Raw genomic sequence first — 22070 nt, 5'->3', positions numbered from 1 at the left:
CCGGCGCGCCGGTGACTGTGGCGGCCGGGACGGCCATCGACACCTTCGGCACGATCGATACGCTGATCGGGATCGAGGACATCCGCGGCACCACGCGGGCGGACTACCTCGTCGGCAATGACGAGGCGAACCTGCTGCACGGTCGCGCCGGCGACGACTATCTGCGCGGCAACGGCAATTTCGACGATTTCATCGGCGGCGCCGGCACCGACATCCTCGATGGAACAGATGTGGTCGACGATGCCGACCCGACCGATACGGTCTTCGCGCAGTTTTCGAGCGACGATCCTTTGGCGAGCGGCGTCATCGTCAACTTCGGAGATGCGGCGGTGACGGTAGGGGCGGAAACCGTAGCCGGTCACCGCACCCGCGACGCCTACGGGTCGACCGATACGCTCATCGACATCGAGATCGCCCGCGGCACCTACAATGCCGACCATCTCTATGGCGGCGATACCGGCAACGACGACTATGAGGGCTTCGAAGGCCTCGCCGGCAACGACGTCATCGACGGCGGCAGCGGCTTCGACGAAGTCCGCTACACCAATGACGCCGGCTATCAGAACGCCGCCGGCCAGCTCGGCACGCAGGGTGTCGTGGTCAATCTCTCGACAACGGCCAGGACGGTCGATCTCGACGGCGCAGGCCCAGGCGCTCCGATCGTCGTGGCCGCCGGCACGGCCCGTGACGGCTATGGCGATACGGACACGCTGACCTCGATCGAGGGCGTCCGGGCGACCAATGCCAATGACTGGATCTTCGGCGGCGCGGGTGACGAACGCTTCCGCCTCTTCGCCGGCGCCGATGTCGTCGACGGCGGCGGCGGCACCGACCAGGTCGATTACCGGCGCGAATGGACCGGGGGCAACGGCGTCACCGTCGTGCTCGGCGGCACCGTCGCGGTGAACGGCGTCACGGCGGGCACAGCGCGCGACGTCTCAGGCGCGATCGACACCCTGATCTCGATCGAAGACATCCGCGGCACGGACGGCTCCGACGCCATCATCGGCGACAACGCCGCCAATCTTCTGCGCGGCGAAGGCGGCGGCGATAATCTCACCGGCAATGGCGGCAACGACACGCTGCATGGCGGCGCCGGGTTCGACCGCGCCAATTACGGCAACGAGTCCGGCGGCATCCCTGGTCGCGGCGTCATCGTCAATCTCTCGGCCAGCGTGATCACGGCCGATATCGGTGCCGGCTCCACCGTGGTCGCCGCCGCCTCCGCCATCGATACCTATGGCGCCACGGACACGCTGATCTCGATCGAGAATGTTCGTGGCACGAGCAACGCGGACCATATCGTCGGCGACGGCCAGTCGAATACGATCTTCTCCCGCGGCGGAGCCGACATCGTCATCGGTGGCGCGGGCAGCGACTTCCTTCATGGCGGCGGCGGCGCAGATACGCTCGACGGTTCGGTCCCAGGCGGCGACGGCTTCGATGTCGACACGGCCTTCTACCAGTCCGATCTGACCGACACGCTGACGACCGGCATCCACGTCAACTTGTCCGGCGTCGCGGTGACGCTGACGGACCCGGTCCCCGGCATCGGCACCATCACCATCGCGGCCCATTCGGCGAAGGATCCGCTTTACACAGGCGCGGCGAGCGAGGCCGTCGACACTCTGATCGACATCGAGGCCGTACGCGGAACCATGCTGTCCGATGTGCTGATCGGCGGCGACAGCCAGAACGACGCCTATGAGAGCTTCGAGGGCCTCGGCGGTGACGATTACATCGACGGCGGCTCCGGCTTTGACGAGGTCGGATATGCCAACGGGTCTTCGGTCGGCGGCACGCAGGGCGCGACCGTCAATCTGAGCGCGACAGACCGCGTGGTGAACGGGATCACCGTCGCGGCGCAAACCGCGCAGGACGGCTTCGGGGGTATCGATCGGCTCGTCTCGATCGAGGCAGCGCGTGGCTCTTCCTTCGCCGACACGTTGATCGGCGGTGACGGTGCAGAGCGCTTCTCCGGTCTCGCCGGAGCCGATGTCATCGACGGCGGCGGCGGCATCGACACGGTCAGCTATCTCTTCGATGCCAACTTCGGAGGCCAGCAGGGCGTCCAGGTCAATCTGAGCGCGGTCGCCGTCGGCACCATGGCAGCCGGCACGGCGCGCGACGGCTTCGGAACCATCGACACGCTGGTCTCGATCGAGAACGTCCAGGGCACGTTCTTCGCCGACAGCCTGATCGGCTCGTCCGAGGCCAACGCCTTCACCGGCTTCGGCGGCAACGACTTCATCTCGGGCGGCGATTTCGCTTCACCGAGCAATCCCGGCGGCGACGTCAACGACCGCGTCTTCTACAGCGGCACGCGGAGCGACTACAGCATCGCCCGCTCCGGCAACGGCCCCTCCTATACCGTCACCGATCTGCGCGCCGGCTCCCCCGACGGTTCCGATTTCGTGGTCAACGTCGAATACCTTCACTTCACCGACCAGACGCTCGATCTGCGCCAGGCCTTCAACCGCGCGCCGACGGACATCACCCTGTTCGGCTCGCAGGTCCAGGAGAACATGCCGGGCTTCGCCGTCGGCGGGCTCAATGTCAGCGACCCGGATTTCGAGACCGTCTTCACCTTCACCGTCTCCGATGCCCGTTTCGAAATCGCCAACCCCGGCTTCTACCAGCTCAAGCTGAAGGCCGGTGTCACACTCGACCACGAGACCGAGCCGACCGTCACATTCGACGTGACGGCAACGGACCTCTGGGGCGGCAGCTTCACCAAATCGCTGATGCTCGACGTCCAGAACATGAACGACGCGCCGATCGTCGCGAGCCCGATCCCGGATCAGGTCGCCACGGTCGGCCAGCCCTTCAGCTACGTCATCCCCGCCAGCACGTTCTCGGACCAGGACGGAAACACGCTCGCCCTGTTCGTGCAGAATATGCCCGGCTGGATGAGCTATGATCCGGTCACGCGGACCTTGAGCGGTACGCCGACGCCAGGCGCCCCGAGCACGACACTGACGGTTCTGGCCAATGACGGAGCCGGCGGCCAGGCTTCGGACAGCTTCCAGCTGACGGTCAGCGGTCCGGCAATCAACCAGATGCCGGTGATCGTGACCCCGATTCCCGACCAGGTGGCGCGGATCGGGCAGGCCTTCAGCTACACCATCCCGGCCGGAGCCTATGTCGACCCCGAAGGTCAACCGCTGACCATCACGGCCAGCGCTCCGGCGCCCTGGCTCAGCTACGATCCGGCAACGCGGACGATCTCGGGCACGCCGCCGGTCGGCTCATCGACCGTGACCGTCAACGTGATGATCTCGGACGGTTCGGGCGGCCTCGCATCGGACAGGTTCAATCTGTCCGTCGGGAGTCCCGGCCAGGACCTGCCGCCGACGCTCCAGTCGGAGGTGCTGAACCAGTTCGTCACGGTCGGCCAGCCGTTCAGCTACACGATCCCGGCGGATGCCTATTTCGATCCAGAAGGCCAGCCGCTGACGCTGACCCTCGTCGGTCAGCCGGCCTGGCTCAGCTTCGATCCCGTCACGCGCACGATGTCTGGGACGCCACCGGCCGATTTCCTGCAAGCCTCGCTGGCGGTGTCTGTGTCGGACGGTGTCAATCCGCCAGTCACGGATGGGTTCACGGTGACGCGAGCCGGCTATCTCAACCAGATGCCGGCCATTGTGACGCCGATCCCGGACCAGGTGGCGCGGATCGGCGAGCCTTTCAGCTACACGATTCCGGCCGGGGCGTATGTCGATCCCGAGGGGCAGCCGCTCGCTATCAGCGTGATCGCGCCCGCGCACTGGCTCAGCTACGACGCGGCGACGCGCACCATCTCCGGCACGCCGCCCGCCGGTACCATGACGTTCTCGGTCAGCGTGAACGTTAGCGACGGCTTCGGCGGCATCGCTCTCGACAGCTTCAACCTGTCCGTCGGCAGCGTCGGCCAGGACCTGCCGCCGACGTTCCAGTCGGAGGTACTGAACCAGTTCGTCACGGTCGGCCAGCCCTTCAGCTACACGATCCCGGCGAATGCCTATTTCGATCCCGAGGGCCAGCCGCTGACGCTGACCCTCGCCGGTCAGCCGGCCTGGCTCAGCTTCGATCCCGTCACGCGCACGATGTCAGGGACGCCTCCAGCGGATTTTCTGCAAGCCTCGCTGGCGGTCTTGGTATCGGATGGCGTCAATCCGCTGGTCGTCGATGGGTTCACGCTGCAGCGGGCGGGATACTTCAATCAGTCTCCCATGATCGCGGCACCGATCCCGGATCAGGTCGCTACGATCGGCCAGCCCTTCAGCTATACGATCCCTGCCGGGGCCTATGTCGATCCTGAGGGTCAGCCGCTGACCATCAATGTGATGGCCCCGACCGCTGGCTGGCTCAGCTACGATCCGGCCACACGCACGATCTCGGGCACGCCGCCCGCTGGTTCGTCCACAGTTTCGCTGCATGTGTCGGTCTCGGACGGCTTTGGCGGCATCGCCTCTGACTTCTTCAACCTGTCCGTCGGCAGTGCGCCGACCAACCAGGCCCCCACCGCGATCGCGTTGTCGGGCACCGATGTGCCGGAGAATGTCAGCTTTGCCCAAATCGGTACGGTGGTCGTCACCGATGCGGATTCGACGAGCTTCACCTTCCAGCTGTCCGATCCGCGGGTCGAGATCATCGGCGGCCCGGGAAATTACGTGCTGCGCGTCAAGGAAGAGACGGTTTTCATCGCCGAGGACACGCCGACGTTTCCGCTGACGATCACCGCCACCGACGCCCAGGGCGGTTCATTCAGCCAGACTTTCGTGATCACCGTGAACAACATCGTCGTCGCGGGCACCAACGACAACGACAACATCGTCGGCGATGACAGCAGCCAGACCATCAACGGCCTCGATGGCAACGACTACATCTTCGGACGCGGCGGCGACGATACGCTCTACGGCGACGCCGGCGACGACATCCTGATCGGCGAAGCGGGCAATGACAGCCTGTTCGGCGGCACGGGTTTCGATCATGCCAACATTCACGTCCCTTTCGGCACGCAACCGCTGAGCTATAGCGTTTCCGGCGCGATCGCCACCGTTACAGGCAGCAGCGGGCCGCTCTTTGCAATCGAGCGGCTGGCTGGCGGCACCTACGAGGTCCGCGATCTCCGTCCCGGCGCGCCCGCGGGCGTCGACACCCTGGCTGCCGATATCGAGGCTTTCACGGTGGTCATCGACCCGGAGAACCCGGGTCCCTTCCCGTTCGATGCACTGACATTGCGGCTCCAGCCCTCCGCCCAGCCGGGCTACATTGCCGGGAGCGTCTTCGGTGAAACCCTCGACGTCATGGCGCTGATGCCGACGGTCGATGCCGACACGCCGGTCTCCGTCGATGCGGGCGACGGCGACGATGCGATCACCGGCCATGCCGGCTCCAACTTTATCACCGGCGGCGCCGGCGACGACGAGATCTCCGGGGGCGGCGGCTTCGACACGGCGAGCTATGCGCTGCCCGCCGGGACGGCAGGGACCTTGTCCTCCGTCACCACCGGCAACGTTACCCTCGTGCGCCTGACCGACGGCGCGACCGTGACCGATGTGTTCCGCGTCACGGCCTCCGGTGCCTCGGTCACCGTCGAGGATCTGAGGCCAGGGTCGCCGCTGGGCACCGACATCGTCCATATCGGCTCCGGCCCGTCCTTCGAGACCGAGTTGCTCGCCTTCGCGATCAGCGGCGTCGGCAATGGGCCCCCTGTCCAGACCCTCTATCTCAATATTGCGCCGCAGGCCTTCAGCAATGCCGGCGGCGGCTTCATCCAGGGAGGCATCGGCGCCGATACGATCTCCGCCACTGTCTTCTTCGCCAGTGCCGGCGCTGCCGATGCCATCGGCATCAACGGCGGCTCCGGCGATGACGTCATCACCGGCCATGCGGGCTCGAACTTCATCACCGGGGGAGCAGGGGACGATGTCATCAGCGGCGGCGGCGGCATCGATTCCGCCGCCTTCATGTTGCCGTTGGGCACACCCGGCACGCTGAGTTCCGTCACGGCGGGAGCGGTCACGCTGGTGAAGCTGGCCGAAGGCGCCGCCACGACGGACGTCTTCCGGATCACGCAGACCGCCAGCGGCTGGACAGTCGAGGACCTGCGCCCCGGCTCCCCGCTCGGCACCGACACGCTCGACCAGACCGTCGAGAACCTGTCCATCGGGATCGAGGGCAGCCCGGGTCAGCCCCCCGTGCAGTCGCTGTTCCTGAACCTGACGCCGCAATTCTTTCCGAACGGCAATGGCGGCTTCGTGCAGGGCGGTATCGGCAGCGACGTCGTCTCGGTCGCGACTCTGGCTCCGGCTGCGGGCGCGACCGACGTCGTGGGCGTCAATGGCGGCTCCGGCGACGACATCATCACCGGCCATGGCGGCGCGAATTTCATCGAGGGCGGCGCCGGCAACGATGCGATCGCCGGCGGCGGCGGCCGCGATGTGGCGCAATACATCCTGCCGTCGGGCACGGCGGGCTTCATCGGCGCCGTTCGCGACGATGACGACGTCGTCCGCCTGACCTTGAACGACAATGGCAGCGTCAGCGACCTGTTCTCCATCGTTCGCAATGGCAATGGCACCTGGACAGTCACGGATCTGCGTCCCGGCGCACCGTTGGGCACCGATACGCTCGCGGCCGATGTCGAGCAGATCTCGGTCTTCGTGCCGTCGTCGCCGGCGGCGATCGTCGTCAACCTCGTGCCGCTGACGGAGATCGCCAACGGCGTCACTTCGGTCTTCGGTTCGATCGAGCCCGACGTCCTCACCGCGAGCGGCCCGTCCAACAGCCAGATCAACCTCTTCGGCAATCTCGGCAACGACACGCTGACCGGCCATGGCGGCACGAACTATCTCAATGGCGGGCCGGGTCGTGACGTGCTCGACGGCGCCGGCGGCAACGACACGCTGGTGGGCGGCGGTGGCGCGGACCAGATCAATGGCGGAGCCGGATCCGATCTCGTCAACTATGGCGACGAGACCGGCGTCACCGGCGTCGTCGTCAACCTGTCGGGCGCGGCCGTCACGGTCGATGGCACGGTCTTCGCGGCGCGCACCGCCCGCGACAGCTACGGCCAGACCGACACGCTCTCCGGCATAGAGAACATTCGCGGCACGACCTTCGCCGACACGCTGATCGGCGACAATCTCGAGAACGATCTCCAGGGCGGCTCCGGCAACGACACGCTGATCGGCAACGGCGCTTCGGACGGCTTCAATGGCGGCGCTGGAGACGACCTCATTGACGGCACGGCCGTGCCCGGCGACAGCGACGATACCGACCAGGTCTACTACCAGTTCACCAACGAGACCGTCGCCACGGGCGTCCGCGTCAACCTTTCGGGGAACGCGGTCACCCATCTCGATGGCGGCGTCATCGCGGCCCGCTCCGGCCAGGACAGCTATGGCGGCGTCGATACGCTGATCGACATCGAGGTCGTCCGCGGCACCAACCTCGCCGACGTGCTCTATGGCGGCGACAACGGCAATGCCGATTTCGAGGGCTTCCGCGGCCTCGGCGGAGCCGACTACATCGATGGCGGCGCCGGCTTCGACGAGGCGCGCTACGACCGCGACGCCCAGTTCGGCGGCACCGCCAGCGTGGTCGTCAACCTTAGCGGCTCGAGCCGCACGGTCGATCGCGACGGAGCCGGCCCTCAGGCGCCTGTCACGGTCGCGGCCGGTTCGGCGATCGACGGCTTCGGCACGATCGATACGCTCGTCGGCATCGAGGCGGCGCGCGGCACCGTCCAGGCCGACGTCTTCATCGGCGGCGGCGAGGACAATGCCTTCATGGGCCTCTCAGGCGCCGACAGCTTCGATGGCGGCGGCGGCACCGACACGGTGCGCTACGATCAGGAGTTCAACAATGGCGGCGCGCCCGTGGGCGTGCGGGTCAATCTGAGCGGCACCGTCCAGACCCTGGGCGGGACAGTCGTCGCGGCGGGAACGGCCATTGACAGTTTTGGCGCCACCGACAGCCTGACCAGCATCGAGACGATCCGCGGTACGCGCTTCGACGACATCGTCCATGGCGGCAATGCCGGAGAGACGCTGCGTGGCGAGGGCGGCAACGACGTCTTCTACGGCAATGGCGGGATCGACACGCTCAGGCTGAACGGCAACCGCGTCGATTACAGCGTCACTGCGATCGCGCCCGGCCGCTTCGAGGTCGTCGATCTGCGCACCGGCTCGCCTGACGGCACCGACACGATCTACGATGTCGAGCGCATCCGCTTCCTCGACGGCACGGTCGACATCTCCGTGCCCGAGGCGGCGCCGACCGACATCACCGTCACGGGCCCGCTCTCCGTGCAGGACACCAGCGGGGCCGGCACCACGGTCGCGACCTTCGGCGTCGTCGATGCGGGCGATCTCGGCCCGCACATCTACACCCTTGTGGGCGGCGCGACCGACCGTTTCGCGATCGCCGGCGACCGGCTCGTCGTCGCCGCTGGCGCGAGCTTCGACGCCGAGAACGAACCGGTGATCTCGGTGACCGTGCGCGTGACCGATCCCAGCGGGCTCAGCTATGACGAGACCTTCACCGTCACCGTCGGCAGCCGCAGCCTCGGCGGGTCCGGGAACGATACGCTGACCGGCACCGGCGGAGCGGACCGGCTGTTCGGCCAGGGCGGCAACGACATCCTGATCGGGCTCGACGGCGACGACGCGCTCAACGGCGGCACGGGCGCCGACGAGATGCAGGGCGGTGCGGGCAACGACTCCTATACGGTCGACGATGCCGGCGATCAGGCGATCGAGACCGTCGGTGGCGTCGATGCGGGCGGGCTCGATCGGGTCACGGCCTCGGTCAGCTTCACCCTCGGAGACTTTGTCGAGAACCTGACCCTGACCGGCACCGCCGACATCGACGGCACCGGCAACGGGCTGGACAACCGCCTGCTCGGCAATGCCGGCGCCAACGTCCTCGACGGACTGGACGGCGAAGACACGCTGTACGGCTATGGCGGCTCCGATACGCTGCGCGGCGGCGCCGGTAACGACCGGCTCGACGCCGGCACGGGTGCCGATCTCATGGCCGGCGGTGCCGGCGACGACACCTATTATGTCGACGATGCGCTCGACCTTGTCAGCGAGGATGACGGGCAGGGCGGCGATGCCGGCGGCCTCGATCTCGTGATGGCGACCACCAGCACGGTGCTCGCAGTGCATGTCGAAGATCTGCGACTCCTCGGCAGCGAGGCCATCGACGGCACCGGCAATGACGACGCCAACACGCTTCTGGGCAACAATGCCGCCAACCGCCTGGTCGGCCGCGGCGGCGCCGACACGCTGAACGGCTATGGCGGCAACGACATCCTCGAAGGTGGCGATGGCGAGGACATCCTCACCGGCGGCGATGGTGACGACACCCTGCGCGGCGGCGCCGATGCCGACGTGCTGAGGGGCGGAACCGGCTTCGACGCCATGTTCGGCGGCGCCGGGGACGATGTGTACTATGTCGACGATCTCGGCGACACCGTCAGCGAGGATGACGGCAGCGGCGGCGATGCCGGCGGCTTCGACACCGTCTACACCACCGTCGATCTCACGGCCGCAGAAGGGATCGAGATCATCCGCGCCAGCGGCGGGGCGGCGCTCTCGCTTACCGGCAACGACGGCGCCAACACCCTTCTCGGCAACGCGGCCGCCAACATCCTCGACGGAGCGGGTGGCGACGACACACTCAACGGCGGCGCCGGCAGCGACACGCTGCGCGGCGGCGACGACGATGACCGCCTGCTCGGCGGTGACGATGCCGACCAGCTCTTCGGCGGTGCCGGCGACGACCGCCTCGATGGTGGCGCAGGCGCGGATTGGATGAATGGCGGGTCCGGCAACGACACCTATTACGTGAATGACCTCGGCGACGTCGTCAGCGAGGATGACGGCAGCGGTGGGGATGCGGGCGGGTTCGACGTCGTCTTCAGCAGCGTCGACATGACGCTTTCCGCAGGGATCGAGAACCTGTCTCTCACCGGCGCCGCGGCCGTCAACGGCACCGGCAACGGCCTCGACAACCGCCTCCTGGGCAACAACGCGGCCAATCTCCTCATCGGAGCGGATGGCGCCGACCAGCTTGTCGGCAATGGCGGCAACGACACGCTGATCGGCGGCGGCGGCAGCGACAACCTCAATGGCGGGGCAGGCATGGACCGCCTCATCGGCGGGCTGGCGCGCGACATCCTCACGGGTGGGGCGGATGCCGACACTTTCGTCTTCGAGGCACTGCCCGACACGCGCGACACCATCACCGATTTCCAGTCGGGCCTCGACAAGATCGAGATCGCGAGCGCGGCCTTCGGGGGTGGGCTGGTTGCGGGAGGCTCGGTCAACCTCGCCGTCAACGGGCCGCTCGCGGCCGGCGTCGCCGGTTTCACCTACAGCACGACCAGCGGCGCCCTCGCCTGGGATGCCGATGGGCAGGGCGGCGCCGCCGCAGTGGCCGTGGCCGTCCTCACGACCAAGCCCCTGCTGACGGCGAGCGACTTCCAGCTCGTCTGAGGTGGCCTGACCGGCGCGCCCTGCGCGGGCGCGCCGGCCTCAGGGCCTGCGGGCTGATGCCACCTGCTTCAGGGCGAGCGCCGGAAAGAGTGTGTCGATCGCCTCGATCTCGGCCCAGAGTTCGGCGGTGATCCAGGCCCGGATGTCCCGGATGATCGGGCGCGCCGGCCGGTTGCGCGGCGTCAGCAGAACGCAGAGCCTCTCGCCCACGGTCAGCCGCTCGGCCGCGGGCACCAGGGCGCCAGATCGCAACGCATGGGCGACGACCGTGATCCAGCCGAAGGCAATGCCCTGCCCGAGCATGGCAGCCTGCACCACCACCGCATAATCGGAGAAGGTCAGCGTCTTGGCCGGCCCCGACCGCCCGGTCCGGAAGGTGCCGTGGCGGTCCGGCCAGTCCGAGGGGGAATCGGTCAGCTGGATGAGCGTGTTCCCGCCAACCATCTCATCCCCGCCAGCCGGGTAGCAATAGCCGGGGCTGCAGACCGGCAGCATGACCTCGCGGGCCACGAGCGCCTCCGATGGCACGGGTTCGTCCTCCGCCACGAAGCGCATGCCGAGATCGACATTCTCGACCGGGCCACGCAGCGAGCCGGCGATCATCTGGAAGCGCAGATCGACCTGCGGGAATCGGGCCTGGAAGCGGTCCATCCGCGGCATGAGCCAATGCGTCGTAAAGGCCGAGGAGACCGAGATCGTCACCGTCTCCTTGCCGCCGCGCAGACGCTCCACGTCGCGGAGGCCCGCCTCGATGCTACGGAAGCCCTCCGCGACGCGGCGGTAGAGAATCTCGCCCTCGGGCGTCAGCACCGCGCCCTTGCCGCCACGCTCGAACAGCCGCAGGCCGAGATGGCTTTCGAAGCGGGACAGCATCCGACTCACCGCCGGCTGCGTCACGTTCAGTTCCTCGGCCGCGCGCGTAAAGCTGCCGCTGCGCGCCGCCGCCTCGAAAACGAAGAGCGCATTGCTGGAAGACACCATGCGGCGCAGCTCGGACATGACTTCAGGTTATGCAGTTCCTGATTATTCGGCAATTGCCGTCCTGGCCTCTGATGCCCTTTCATGACGTGGTCGATTGCAGCTTGCGGCGACGGGCCCGTCAGAGGCCTGCGCCGCCGGGCGAACCGATCGGACCCGTGCCGGTGCTACATAAGATCGTCTTATGGCCCGACGGGATTTCGGTCTTTGCCTCCGCAGCCGGAGCCCGCTCCCATCGGACCGGGCTCGTGCGCGGTGGCGCTGGATCGCAACGGGAGCGGATGATGGCGAAGAGTGGCGGCGAGCGCGTCGAGATCCGGTCGGCCAGCAAGATCTACGGATCGGTGCGGGCGCTGGACGACGTCTCGCTCGACATCGCCGCGCAGGAGTTCGTCTCCCTCCTTGGCCCGTCCGGCTCCGGCAAGACGACGCTGCTCGGCATTCTCGGCGGCTTCGTCCAGCCCTCGGCCGGCACCATCCTGTTCGGTGGCCGCGACGTCACCTTCACCCCGCCGCACAAGCGCGACATCGGCATCGTCTTCCAGAACTACGCGCTGTTCCCGCATATGAGCGTCGGCGAGAACGTCGCTTTTCCGCTCAGGGCGCGGCGCCTGCCAAAATCGACCTATGCCGAGCGTGTCCGCGCGGCGCTCGCGATGGTCGACCTCGCCGGCTATGAGGAGCGCGGCATCGGCCAGCTCTCCGGCGGCCAGCGCCAGCGCGTCGCGCTCGCCCGGGCCATGATTTTCGAGCCGCGGCTGATCCTGATGGACGAGCCCCTCTCGGCGCTCGACAAACAGCTGCGCGAGACCATGCAGATCGAGTTGCGCCAGCTCCACAAACGGCTGGGCGCGACGATCATCTACGTCACCCACGACCAGCGCGAGGCGCTGACGATGAGCGACCGCGTCGCCATCCTGAAGGACGGCAAGCTCGTCCAGATCGACAAGCCCTCCCGGCTTCACGACCACCCGGCGGACGCATTTGTGGCGAGCTTCATTGGCGAGGCGACGCTGTTGCCGGTCGAGCGGGCGGGCGGCGATACCGTCTCCCTTGCCGGAACGCCGATCCGCACGGCCCGCCCCCTGCCCCCCTCCGGCGACCTCGTCCTCGCGATCCAGACCGAGAAGCTCCTGATCGAGGACGGCGCCGGAGCGCCAGAGCGCAACCGCTTCTCGGCCCGCGTCACCGACATCGTCTTCCAGGGCGAGAGCCTGCGCGTCTTTCTCGCGCTCGACGACGGCACCCCGCTCAGCCTGCGCCAGCCCAGCCATTTCGAGGCGACGAGCCGCATTCCGCCCGTCGGCGAGCGCGTCGCCATCAGCCTCCACCCGCAGGACACCATCATCGTGCCGAAGGCAGCCCGCTGACGGTCCGCACGCCATCCGATCCGCCAGACCACCAGAGAAGTCGACAGCCATGGCCCTCAAAGATTTCAAGGTTCTCACATTCGACGTCGTCGGCACGCTGATCGACTTCGAGACCGGCGTACTGAACGCTGTGCGCCGCATCGGCGGGCCGGCGGCTGCGAAGCTCAGCGACGACGACATCTTCGGGCCCTATCTGAAGGGCCGCGAGTTGAACTACGACCGCTCCAGCGAAGCGATGAAGCGCGTGTATATTCACCTCGCCCAGGAGCTTGGCCTGCCCGCCGACGAAGGCTCGGCGGATTCCTTCCAATACGCCATTCTGCAGCATCCGGCCTTTCCGGACTCCGTCGAGGCGCTGGCACGGCTGCGCAAGCATTTCCGGCTGGTCGCGATGACCAATGCCGACCGCTCCACCTTCGCCTTCTACTCCCACACGCTCGGCAACCCCTTCCATGACAGCGTCACCGCCGACGAGGCGATTGCCCCCAAGCCCGATCCGCTGTTCTTCGCCTTCAACCGCGGCCGGCAATCGGCTCATGGCTTCAAGCAGGAGGAGATCCTGCACGTCGCCCAGAGCCAGTATCACGACATCGGCGTCGCCAAATCGCTGGGCTACAGCACTTGCTGGATCGAGCGGCGGCAGGGTCAGGCCGGCTTCGGCGGCACGCCGGCCGTGCCGGAGCTGACCAAGCCGGACTACCATTTCCCGACACTGGCGGCGCTCGCCGACGCCGTCGAGGCCGGGGCCTGACGCCTTGAACGCCGTCCCGGCCTGGTCGTCGCTGGAAGCCGCGCCCTCGCTCTGGGGCGCGACGGCGACGCCGCTGCGCCCGTTCCGGGCGCTGACCGGCGATACGCAGGCCGATGTCGTCATCATCGGCGCCGGCTACACCGGCTTGTCGGCAGCGCATCACCTGACGCAGAGCGGCCTGTCCTCGATCGTGCTCGAGGCCAATCGCCCCGGTTGGGGCGCCAGCGGCCGCAATGGCGGTGTCATCACCGCCAAGTTTCGCCTCTCCTTCCCGGCCATCGCGAGCGCCTATGGCAAGCCCATGGCGAAGCGCATGTACGAGATCGCGCTGGAGGCGACCGACATCGTCACCGAGTTGGTTGAGGCCTACGGCATCGAGAGCGCCGCGCTGACCCGCTCCGGCCAGGTCAAGGCCGCCCACAACCACGAGACGCTGGCCTATGCGGTGAAGGAGGCCGACTGGCTGCGCGCCGAGCTCGGCGACACCACCATGTCGGTGCTCGATGCCGGGCGGGTGCGCGAGGAGACCGGATCCGACGGCTTCGTCGGCGGGGTCCTCAATGCCGGCTCGGGCGGCATCCATCCGCTCAACTACCTGCACGGCCTCGCCGAGGGCGTCGCGGCGCAGGGCATTCCGATCCATGCCGAAACGCCCGCCTTGCGCCTGCGCCGCGAGGGCGACGGCGTGCTCGTCGAGACGCCGGGCGGGGTCGTGCGGGCCAAGCAGGCGATCATCGCCACCAACAGCTATTCGGACCTAACCCCGGCGACGCAGGCCTATCAGCGCACGTTGATCCCCTTCCGCAGCGCCATCATCGCGACCGAGAGGCTCTCGCCCAACCTCGCCGCCACGGTGATGCCGACGCGCCGGACCTATACCGAGACCAAGCGGATGATGCGCTGGTTCCGCATGGTCGACGACCGCATCGTCTTCGGCGGGCGCGGCGCTTTCGGCAAGACGGATTCGCCCGCCGCCTTCCGCGCGCTGCACAAGGCGATGATCGGGATCTTCCCGCAGGTTGCCGACGTGCCGCTGGCCTATCGCTGGTCGGGCCTCGTCGCGATGACGCTTGATTCCGTGCCTCATGTCGGGCGCGTCGACGACCGCGTCATGCTCGCCATGGGTTACAACGGCGCCGGCGTCGCCATGTCGAGCCTGATGGGCCGCTATCTCGCAGCCTTCGCCCGCGGCGAGCGGCCCGATGTCGGCCTGCTCGATGCCGGCCGCATGCGCCGCGTTCCGTTTTACCCGCTTCGAGAGCCGGCCGTCCGCATGGTCGCCGGCTGGTACCAGCTTCTAGACGCGATCGGACGGTAGCCCTCGAAGATCCGATCCAACAACAGGGGATAAGCACATGACGAAACGAAGCCTGACCTTCGCGACCGCCTGCGCCGCCGCGGGCCTGTCCCTGGCTCTGACGAGCCCGCTCCCTGCCCAGGCGGCCGAACAGATCATGTTCGTCTCGCAGGGCGGCGCCTATCAGAAGGCGCAGACCATCGCGATCCTCGATCCCGCTGCCAAGAAGCTCGGCATCACCATCAACCAGGACAGCGTGCCCGACGCCTGGCCGATCATGCGCTCGCAGGTCGCCTCGGGGAAGCCGACCTGGGACGTCGTCGATGTCGCCACCAATTTCTGCCTGCGCGGCGGCGAGCAGGGCATCGTCGAGAAGCTCGACTTCAGCAAGATTCCCAATGCTGCGGCGATGCCGGCGGAGTACCGCAGCGACTGGTCGGTCGCCTACGAGTTCTATTCGAGCGTGCTCGGCTACAGCCTGAAGAAATTCCCGGACGCGGCGACCGCTCCCAAGACCTGGGCCGATTTCTGGGACGTGAAGAAGTTTCCGGGCCGGCGCGCGCTGCGCAACCACCCGCTCGCCACGCTCGAGGCCGCGCTGATGGCCGACGGCGTGCCGGCCAACAAGCTCTATCCGCTCGACGTCGACCGCGCCTTCAAGAAGCTGGAAGAGATCAAGCCGCACATCACCGTCTGGTGGACGTCGGGCGCGCAATCGGCCCAGCTCCTCAACGACGGCGAGGTCGACATGGTGATGGCCTGGAACGGCCGCATTTCGGCGCTCGCGAAGGAAGGCGCCAAGGTCACCTACACCTACAACCAGGGCATCCTGCAGAGCACCTCGCTCTGTGTGCTCAAGGGCGCGCCGAATCTCCCCACCGCGATCAAGTTCCTCAACGAGGCGGTCGATCCGGTGCATCAGGCCAACCTCCCGCTGCACATCGATTACGGCCCGGCCAACCCCAAGGCCTATGACACCGGTGTCATCCCGGCCGCCCGCGTCGGCGAGCTGCCGAGCGCGCCCGCCAATGCCAAGGTCCAGGCGCTGATGTCCTATGCTTGGTGGACCTCCGCAGCCGGCGAGGAGGCCGAGAAGCGCTGGCTCTCCTTCGCGCAGAAGAAGTGAGCCCCATCGTGTGACGTCATTCTCGGGCCGCGCCTAGCGCGGACCCGAGAACCTCTTGCAGGAGATGCCCGGGTCAAGCCCGGGCATGACGAGGATGCTCTCATGACCGCCATCGACCCATCCGCCCGCTACCGGCGCCGCGAGCAGGGGCTCATGCTCCTGCTCGCCTCGCCGGCCGTGCTCGTCATCCTCGCACTGGTGGTCATCCCGGTCGGCTGGCTGATGATCCAGTCCTTCTATGACGGCGGTTTCACCCTGGCTCACTACCGCCGCATCTTCAGTGAGGACATTTACTGGCGCAGCTTCGGGCTGACCTTCCGCATCGCGCTGATCGTCACCGTGATGACGCTGATCCTGGGCTACCCGGTCGCCTATGCCGCCGCCCATGTCGGGCGCCCCTGGGACGTGCTGATCCTCGCCTTCGTCATCCTGCCCTTCTGGACCAGCGTGCTGGTGCGCGCCTATGCCTGGCTTGTCCTGCTCCAGCGCACCGGCGTCACCAACCAGATGCTCGAGGGGCTGGGCCTGATCTCCGAGCCGCTGGCACTCGTCCACAACGAGCTCGGCACGATCATCGCGACCGTCCACATCCTGCTGCCCTTCATGGTGCTGCCGCTCTATTCGACCATGCAGAAAATCCCGCGCGAACTGATGCTGGCCGGCGCCAGCCTCGGCGGCGGGCCGCTGCACAGTTTTCTGCGAATTTTCCTGCCCTTGTCGCTGCCGGGCGTCGTCGCCGGGCTGACGCTGGTCTTCGTGCTGACGCTGGGCTTCTATATCACGCCCGAGCTGCTCGGCGGCGGCCGCACCATCATGATCTCGATGGTCGTGAGCCGGAACGTCGAGCTCTACAATGAGTGGGGCGCGGCCAGCGCGGTCGGGGTGGTGCTGCTGCTCTGCGTGCTGGCTATCTTCATGGCGGTGGGCCGCATCATCCCGCTCGACAAGATGCTGGGACAGAAGTGATGAGACAGCCGCTGCTGCCCCGCCTCCTCTTCGGCGCCTTCGTCGGCCTCGTGCTGATCTATCTGATCCTGCCGCTGCTGATCATCGTGCCGATGTCCTTTTCATCGACGCGCTTCCTGACCTTCCCGCCGCCGGCGCTATCGCTGCGCTGGTACGCCGAGTATTTCGGCAGCGCCAACTGGATGCAGGCGACGCGGATGAGCCTGCTGATCGGCATCCTGACGGTCATCGTCGCGACGCCGCTTGGCACCGCCGCCGCCTATGCGATCAGCCACTCGCAGACCAGGCTGATGCGCGCCCTGCACATGATGCTGATGCTGCCGCTGATCGTGCCGATCATCATCGTCGCGATCGGCATCTTCTTCGTCTATGCCAAGGTCGGGCTGATCCAGACCCTGACCGGGCTCGTGCTCGCCAATGTCATGCTGGGCCTGCCCTATGTCATCACCTCGGTCGTCGCCGGGCTGCAGAGCTTCGACAAGACGCAGGAGATGGTCGCCCGCAGCCTCGGCATGAACCGCTTCCGCGCCTTTCTCACCGTGACGCTGCCGCAGATCAAGGGCAGCGTCTTCGCCGGCGGCATCTTCGCCTTCATCTCGGCGATCGACGAGACGATCATCGCCCTCTTCGTCTCGGGCGGTCAGTACCAGACCCTGACCAAACGCATGTTCACGGCGCTACGCGACGAGATCGACCCAACCATCGCCTCGATCTCGACGCTGCTGACCGCCGCCTCCTTCATCCTCGTCCTGCTTGCGACGACGGGCCAGAAAAAGGCGGCTTGAGCCGCGCTGCGCTCAGTCAGCGCGGTCAGAAGACAAAAAAGCCGCCCTGCAAGGACGGCTCGGATCGACGTGGGACTGAAGGGCTGGACATCCAGCTGTGCAGCGCGATGGCGCTCCCATGGGGAAACGCATCAAAATTAAATAAAATCATATAAATCAATATTTTAAGGCGATATGACGATCCATAAATCTTGCTATTCTAACCATGTTTCTAACCACTCATTGAACCATTTCAGAACCTCGCCCTCCCCTCCAGCGTGTGGAGAAATCCACGTCGCCCATCAAGATTGGCGGCGAGACACCGGCGCGCAGGAGCATCCCTGGGAACCCTATGGCTCGGCCATGGTGGTGAAGACGCAGCCAAGCCTCGACAAAGACGGCAATGTGCTCGACTGGACGCTCGATCTCTGGTCGACCCCGCACGGCACGAGGCCCAGCGGCCAGGCCGGCAACCTCCTTTCGGCACGCTATCTGGAAAAGCCATTTGCAATCCCGGTGCCCCAGAATGGCGGCCCGCCGAACTATGCCGCCGACAGAAACGCCATCGCGCTCTACGAATTTCCAAGTCATAAGGTGACGACGCATTTCATCACGCAGATGCCCGTTCGAGTCTCCTCGACGCGCGGGCTCGGCGCTTATGGCAATGTCTTTGCGATCGAATCCTTCATCGACGAACTCGCTGTGGCTGCCGGGATCGACCCGGTCGGCTACCGGCTGCGTTTCCTCAAGGACGAGCGAGCCCGCGCTGTCCTGGTGAAGGCGGCAGAGGCGTTTGGCTGGGAGCGCTGGCAGAAGCGCCCCGACCATGGCCGCGGCATCGCCTTCGCCCGCTACAAGAACGTCGCCGCCTATTGCGCCGTGGCGCTGGAGGTCGCGGTCGACCGGTCCACCGGCGTGGTGCGCGTCCTGCGCGCCACCGCCGCCAACGAAGCCGGTGAGATCGTCAACCCAGACGGCATCGCCAACCAGATCGAGGGCGGGCTGATCCAGTCGCTGTCCTGGTCATTGAAGGAAGAGGTGAAATTCGACGGCACCCGCATCTTGTCCGATGGCTGGGACAGCTACCCGATCCTGACCTTCAGCGAGACCCCGCCTGTCGAAGTCGTGCTGATCGACCGCAAAGGTGCGCCGTTCCTGGGTACGGGCGAGGCCTCGCAAGGGCCGACCGGTGCCGCGCTCGCAAACGCGTTGGCCGACGCGATCGGCGCACGCTTGCGGCAGTTGCCGTTCACGCCCGAGCGGGTCAGGGCAGCACTCAAGGCTTAGCGTCGCAGGCCGTTCGCGCTGCTCCTCGGCAGCGGTAGAGCAAGGCCGGGGCGATGATCCCGCCGCCAGCCTTGCCCGTCGACTGACTGCCGACGGACGGTGACAAGGCTGCCGACCAGAAGCCTTCAACATCGAGGCATCACTGCGAACAGGCACGCCATTTGGCCATGCCCACGACCTCGGATGTCGTCGTGTCTGCGATCACCGGACCTCTAGCGATCTTCGGGGTCAGCTGACGAGCGTCTCCGGAGGCTGCAAATAGGCTTGTCGCATGGTTTTGGCGTTGGCACGACGGGAGCGAAGCTTATTTGAATTGCCGGGCAACCATTCCAATCGTCCGCGGTTCTTACCTGTTCAGCCTAGGGAAGCTCGTCATGACAAGAACCGTCCTGGTCGTCGAAGACGAGCCGCTCATTCGCATCGGCGCGATCGACCTCATCGCGGATGCTGGCTACGCTGTTCTGGAAGCCACCAATGCTGACGAAGCGATCCTGCTGCTGGAATCGCACCCCGAGATCCGCGTGGTCTTCTCCGACATTGAAATGCCCGGATCGATGGACGGCCTGAAGCTGATGCACGCGGTGCGTGAGCGCTGGCCGCCGGTGACCCTGATCCTGGCCTCTGGCCGAATGGTGCCGCACCTGAGCGAGATGCCCACTGACACCGCGTTCCTGCGGAAGCCGTACGGGGATGAAGAGCTGTTGCGACTGCTGGGCGCGATTGACTGGGGCGAGGCTGTTTCGGCTTAATCGCCAACGGCGACTTGAACACAGGCTAGGACCTGCGTGGTGACCCGACGCATTCGCTCTCGCGTTGGGAGGGCTGCAGTGCCCCGCTTCTTCTTTGATACCGACAATGGCTCGGAACGGCTGATCGATTTGGAGGGTCGCGAGCTGCCAGATAACGCGGCTGCCCGGTGGGCTGGCTTGGAGACCTTGCCGGACATGGTCCGCGACAAGATCGCCGAGGGCGACCACCGCACCTTCAGCGTCGTTATCCGCAACGCGGAGCAGGTTGTGATTTATACGGCTACGCTCGTCCTGATGGGCGGCTGGAGGAACCACAGGAGCCGCTCCCGTAGGGGGATCTCGATTGTCGTGCGCCTTTCGAGAGCCATTCCCAAGCAGACCAGAACTCTCACCGGCCCCTAGCTCGCCAGTTTGAAGGCCTTCAAGGTCAACGTCACGATCAAGCCCTCAGGCTCCCAAGCGTAGTCGATCGCGCCGCTCAGCTGCCCGGTAACGCTGCGGGCGACAAGACGGCTGCCATAACCATTGACCTTTGACGGCTCGACCACAGGACCGCCACGCTCCATCCAGACGATCTTGATGTCATCTCCGTCCAACGAGCCGGATACGTCGAGCGTTCCTTCGTCGGCCGACAACGCGCCGTACTTGACGGAGTTGGTGGCCAGTTCGTGGATCACCAGAGCCAGCGTGGTAGCAGCCCCCTCACCGACGCCCATGCGGGGAACAGCGACACGGATGCGCCCGCTGAAGGCGCCCATATCCTCATAGGGCGACAGCAAGATCGACAGCAGGTCACCTAGCAACGCCGCGGTTCCCTGGTGACCTGGCAGCGGCCGCACCAAGTCGTGGGCTCTCCCGAGCGACGTCAGCCGGCTTGTCAGGTCCTTGGCCATCTCTGCGGCTGTCGTCGACGAGCGGGACGCGATCTGGGTCAACCCCGACGCGATCGCCAGGAGGTTCTTGACCCGGTGGCTCATCTCGCCCGCGAGGAGTTCATGTCCTTCCTCGGCTTGCTTGCGCCCGGTTACATCAAGAAAGATCCCATACATATAACCTTGGTGAAGGCCGGAATCGTTGCCGAGCCCTCGCGCCGAGATCCACCGGATATCGTCACCGATCATGATGCGAAAATCGATTTCGTAGGCGCCCTCGATGCCGCGCGTGGCGGTGAACGCGGCGCGAACCCGGTCGCGATCGGCTGGGTGGATGCGGGCCGACAAATCCTCGAAGACCAACTCCGTGGTCTCATCGACGGCCCACATTGCGAAACCCTGCTCGTCCATGACGAACGTGTCTTTCTCAACGTTCCACGACCACAGGGCGACGCCCGCCGCCTGGATCGCGCGGCGTAGGCTGTCAGGCGTCCAGTGGCTGAATGGCAAGGGCATACCTCGATCACAAACGTGATCCACAATTACACGGGCTGCCGAGCCGAGCTATGGCGATTGATGGCCGGAAGGTCCGACGCAAAAAAGGCCAAGCGCGAGCTTGGCCTCTTCCTGCAACCTCTGATCATCAGCGCCAGTACATCCGTGGTCGCCGACAATGACGGGGTTAAATCATGCAGCCTGAAGCTGCTCAGCGGCCATCTTGCCAGACCGGCTGTCACGGGCGACCTCGAAGCCGAGCTTCTGGCCTTCCTGCAGATCGCGCATACCGGCCCGCTCGACGGCGGAGATGTGAACGAACACATCCTGGCTGCCATCATCAGGCTGAATGAAGCCGAAACCCTTGGTGGAATTGAACCATTTCACTGTGCCGGTGGTCATGAAGAACCCTCCTTGTTGGCAAAACTCTGTCGCCCGCCGGCGACTGCCAACGGGTTCAGAACGATTTCGAAAGGGGGAGTTCGTCAGCGGCGCGCCAAAGCGCGGACTAGAAACGGCCGTCCAAGCAATATCGGTACCAGATTTGTATGCGAGTGCGTAATATTTGTCAAACGCTCTTGCAGCGGAGATATCGCATTGTCGCGCTCTGAGACCCTCAAAACTTATGAGAATTCAGAATTTCTGACTTTTTATGCCAAATTAGGGGTCCGTCGTCAGATGATTTGAGACCATCTCGGTATGTCAGGAACGGAGGCTCTGGCGCATCTGGGTTGAGGCTATGCGGCCTGCAGATGATGCTGCAAGCGTCTCTGCTGGATGGTCTGGCGCTTGATCCTTTCGCGTTCGGTGAGGCTGTCCTGCCTGCGGCCGAAGTAGACATCGGCGAGCATCAGATTGCCGAGGCTCTCGTGAGACCGGGCATGGTTGTAATGCTCGACGAAGGCCGATGCCTTCTCCGGCCCGG

13 protein-coding genes and 1 pseudogene are annotated in these 22070 nt (G+C 66.1%); 10 read left to right on the top strand and 4 right to left on the bottom strand.

Annotated features, from left to right (window positions below; genetic code table 11):
- The first annotated feature begins 11 nt into the window (after window positions 1–11).
- Window positions 12–10490 carry a putative Ig domain-containing protein gene (locus AX750_RS27065; protein WP_280939903.1) on the top strand — a complete coding sequence of 3493 codons (10479 nt, stop codon included), beginning with the start codon at window positions 12–14 and terminating at the stop codon, window positions 10488–10490.
- Window positions 10491–10529: 39 nt separating this feature from the next.
- Here the strand turns inward: AX750_RS27065 and AX750_RS13385 are convergent, their stop codons facing one another.
- Window positions 10530–11489, bottom strand: a complete 960-nt coding sequence (locus AX750_RS13385) for a LysR family transcriptional regulator (RefSeq protein ID WP_066723055.1) — start codon at window positions 11487–11489, stop codon at window positions 10530–10532.
- Between the two features lie 263 nt (window positions 11490–11752).
- Here AX750_RS13385 and AX750_RS13380 point away from each other — a divergent pair, with 263 nt between their 5' ends.
- The 9 genes from AX750_RS13380 to AX750_RS13340 all read left to right on the top strand — a co-directional run bounded on the left by AX750_RS13380 (window position 11753) and on the right by AX750_RS13340 (window position 20180).
- Window positions 11753–12838 carry an ABC transporter ATP-binding protein gene (locus AX750_RS13380; protein WP_066723078.1) on the top strand — a complete coding sequence of 362 codons (1086 nt, stop codon included), beginning with the start codon at window positions 11753–11755 and terminating at the stop codon, window positions 12836–12838.
- A gap of 49 nt (window positions 12839–12887) precedes the next feature.
- Window positions 12888–13589 (top strand): HAD-IA family hydrolase, encoded by a 702-nt coding sequence (locus AX750_RS13375; protein ID WP_067254442.1) that lies wholly within the window; start codon window positions 12888–12890, stop codon window positions 13587–13589.
- A gap of 4 nt (window positions 13590–13593) precedes the next feature.
- Entirely contained in the window at window positions 13594–14907 is a 1314-nt protein-coding gene (locus tag AX750_RS13370; RefSeq protein WP_066733663.1) for an FAD-binding oxidoreductase, read from the top strand.
- A gap of 37 nt (window positions 14908–14944) precedes the next feature.
- A complete protein-coding gene (locus AX750_RS13365; RefSeq protein ID WP_066733660.1) occupies window positions 14945–16012 on the top strand; it encodes an ABC transporter substrate-binding protein in 1068 nt (355 codons plus the stop codon).
- Window positions 16013–16114: 102 nt separating this feature from the next.
- Window positions 16115–16978: an ABC transporter permease gene (locus tag AX750_RS13360; RefSeq protein ID WP_245282393.1), complete on the top strand. Its 864-nt coding sequence runs from the start codon at window positions 16115–16117 to the stop codon at window positions 16976–16978.
- Window positions 16978–17763 (top strand): ABC transporter permease, encoded by a 786-nt coding sequence (locus tag AX750_RS13355; RefSeq protein ID WP_066733657.1) that lies wholly within the window; start codon window positions 16978–16980, stop codon window positions 17761–17763. Before AX750_RS13360 ends, AX750_RS13355 begins: the two co-directional genes overlap by 1 nt.
- Window positions 17764–18111: 348 nt before the next feature.
- Window positions 18112–19029, top strand: coding sequence for a molybdopterin cofactor-binding domain-containing protein (locus AX750_RS13350; RefSeq protein WP_197431892.1), 918 nt, complete (start codon window positions 18112–18114; stop codon window positions 19027–19029).
- A 374-nt stretch (window positions 19030–19403) separates the two neighbouring features.
- Window positions 19404–19778: a response regulator gene (locus AX750_RS13345; protein ID WP_066733652.1), complete on the top strand. Its 375-nt coding sequence runs from the start codon at window positions 19404–19406 to the stop codon at window positions 19776–19778.
- Window positions 19779–19856: 78 nt separating this feature from the next.
- Entirely contained in the window at window positions 19857–20180 is a 324-nt protein-coding gene (locus AX750_RS13340; protein WP_066733650.1) for a hypothetical protein, read from the top strand.
- On the opposite strand, the gene AX750_RS13335 is transcribed toward AX750_RS13340, so the two are convergent.
- The 3 genes and pseudogenes from AX750_RS13335 to AX750_RS13325 form a co-directional block, all read right to left on the bottom strand.
- Window positions 20177–21166: a sensor histidine kinase gene (locus AX750_RS13335; protein WP_066733648.1), complete on the bottom strand. Its 990-nt coding sequence runs from the start codon at window positions 21164–21166 to the stop codon at window positions 20177–20179. The genes AX750_RS13340 and AX750_RS13335 overlap by 4 nt on opposite strands.
- A gap of 171 nt (window positions 21167–21337) precedes the next feature.
- Complete coding sequence (locus AX750_RS13330) at window positions 21338–21547, bottom strand: cold-shock protein (RefSeq protein WP_066733645.1); 210 nt, start codon at window positions 21545–21547, stop codon at window positions 21338–21340.
- A 335-nt stretch (window positions 21548–21882) separates the two neighbouring features.
- Window positions 21883–22053, bottom strand: a pseudogene (locus tag AX750_RS13325) (IS3 family transposase); the annotation flags it as partial.
- Window positions 22054–22070: the final 17 nt, after the last annotated feature.

Source organism: Methylobacterium sp. CCH7-A2 (assembly GCF_001557075.1).
In the GTDB taxonomy this organism is placed as follows: Bacteria; Pseudomonadota; Alphaproteobacteria; order Rhizobiales; family Beijerinckiaceae; genus Allobosea; species Allobosea massiliensis.
This window is presented reverse-complemented; position numbering and strand designations above follow the sequence as displayed.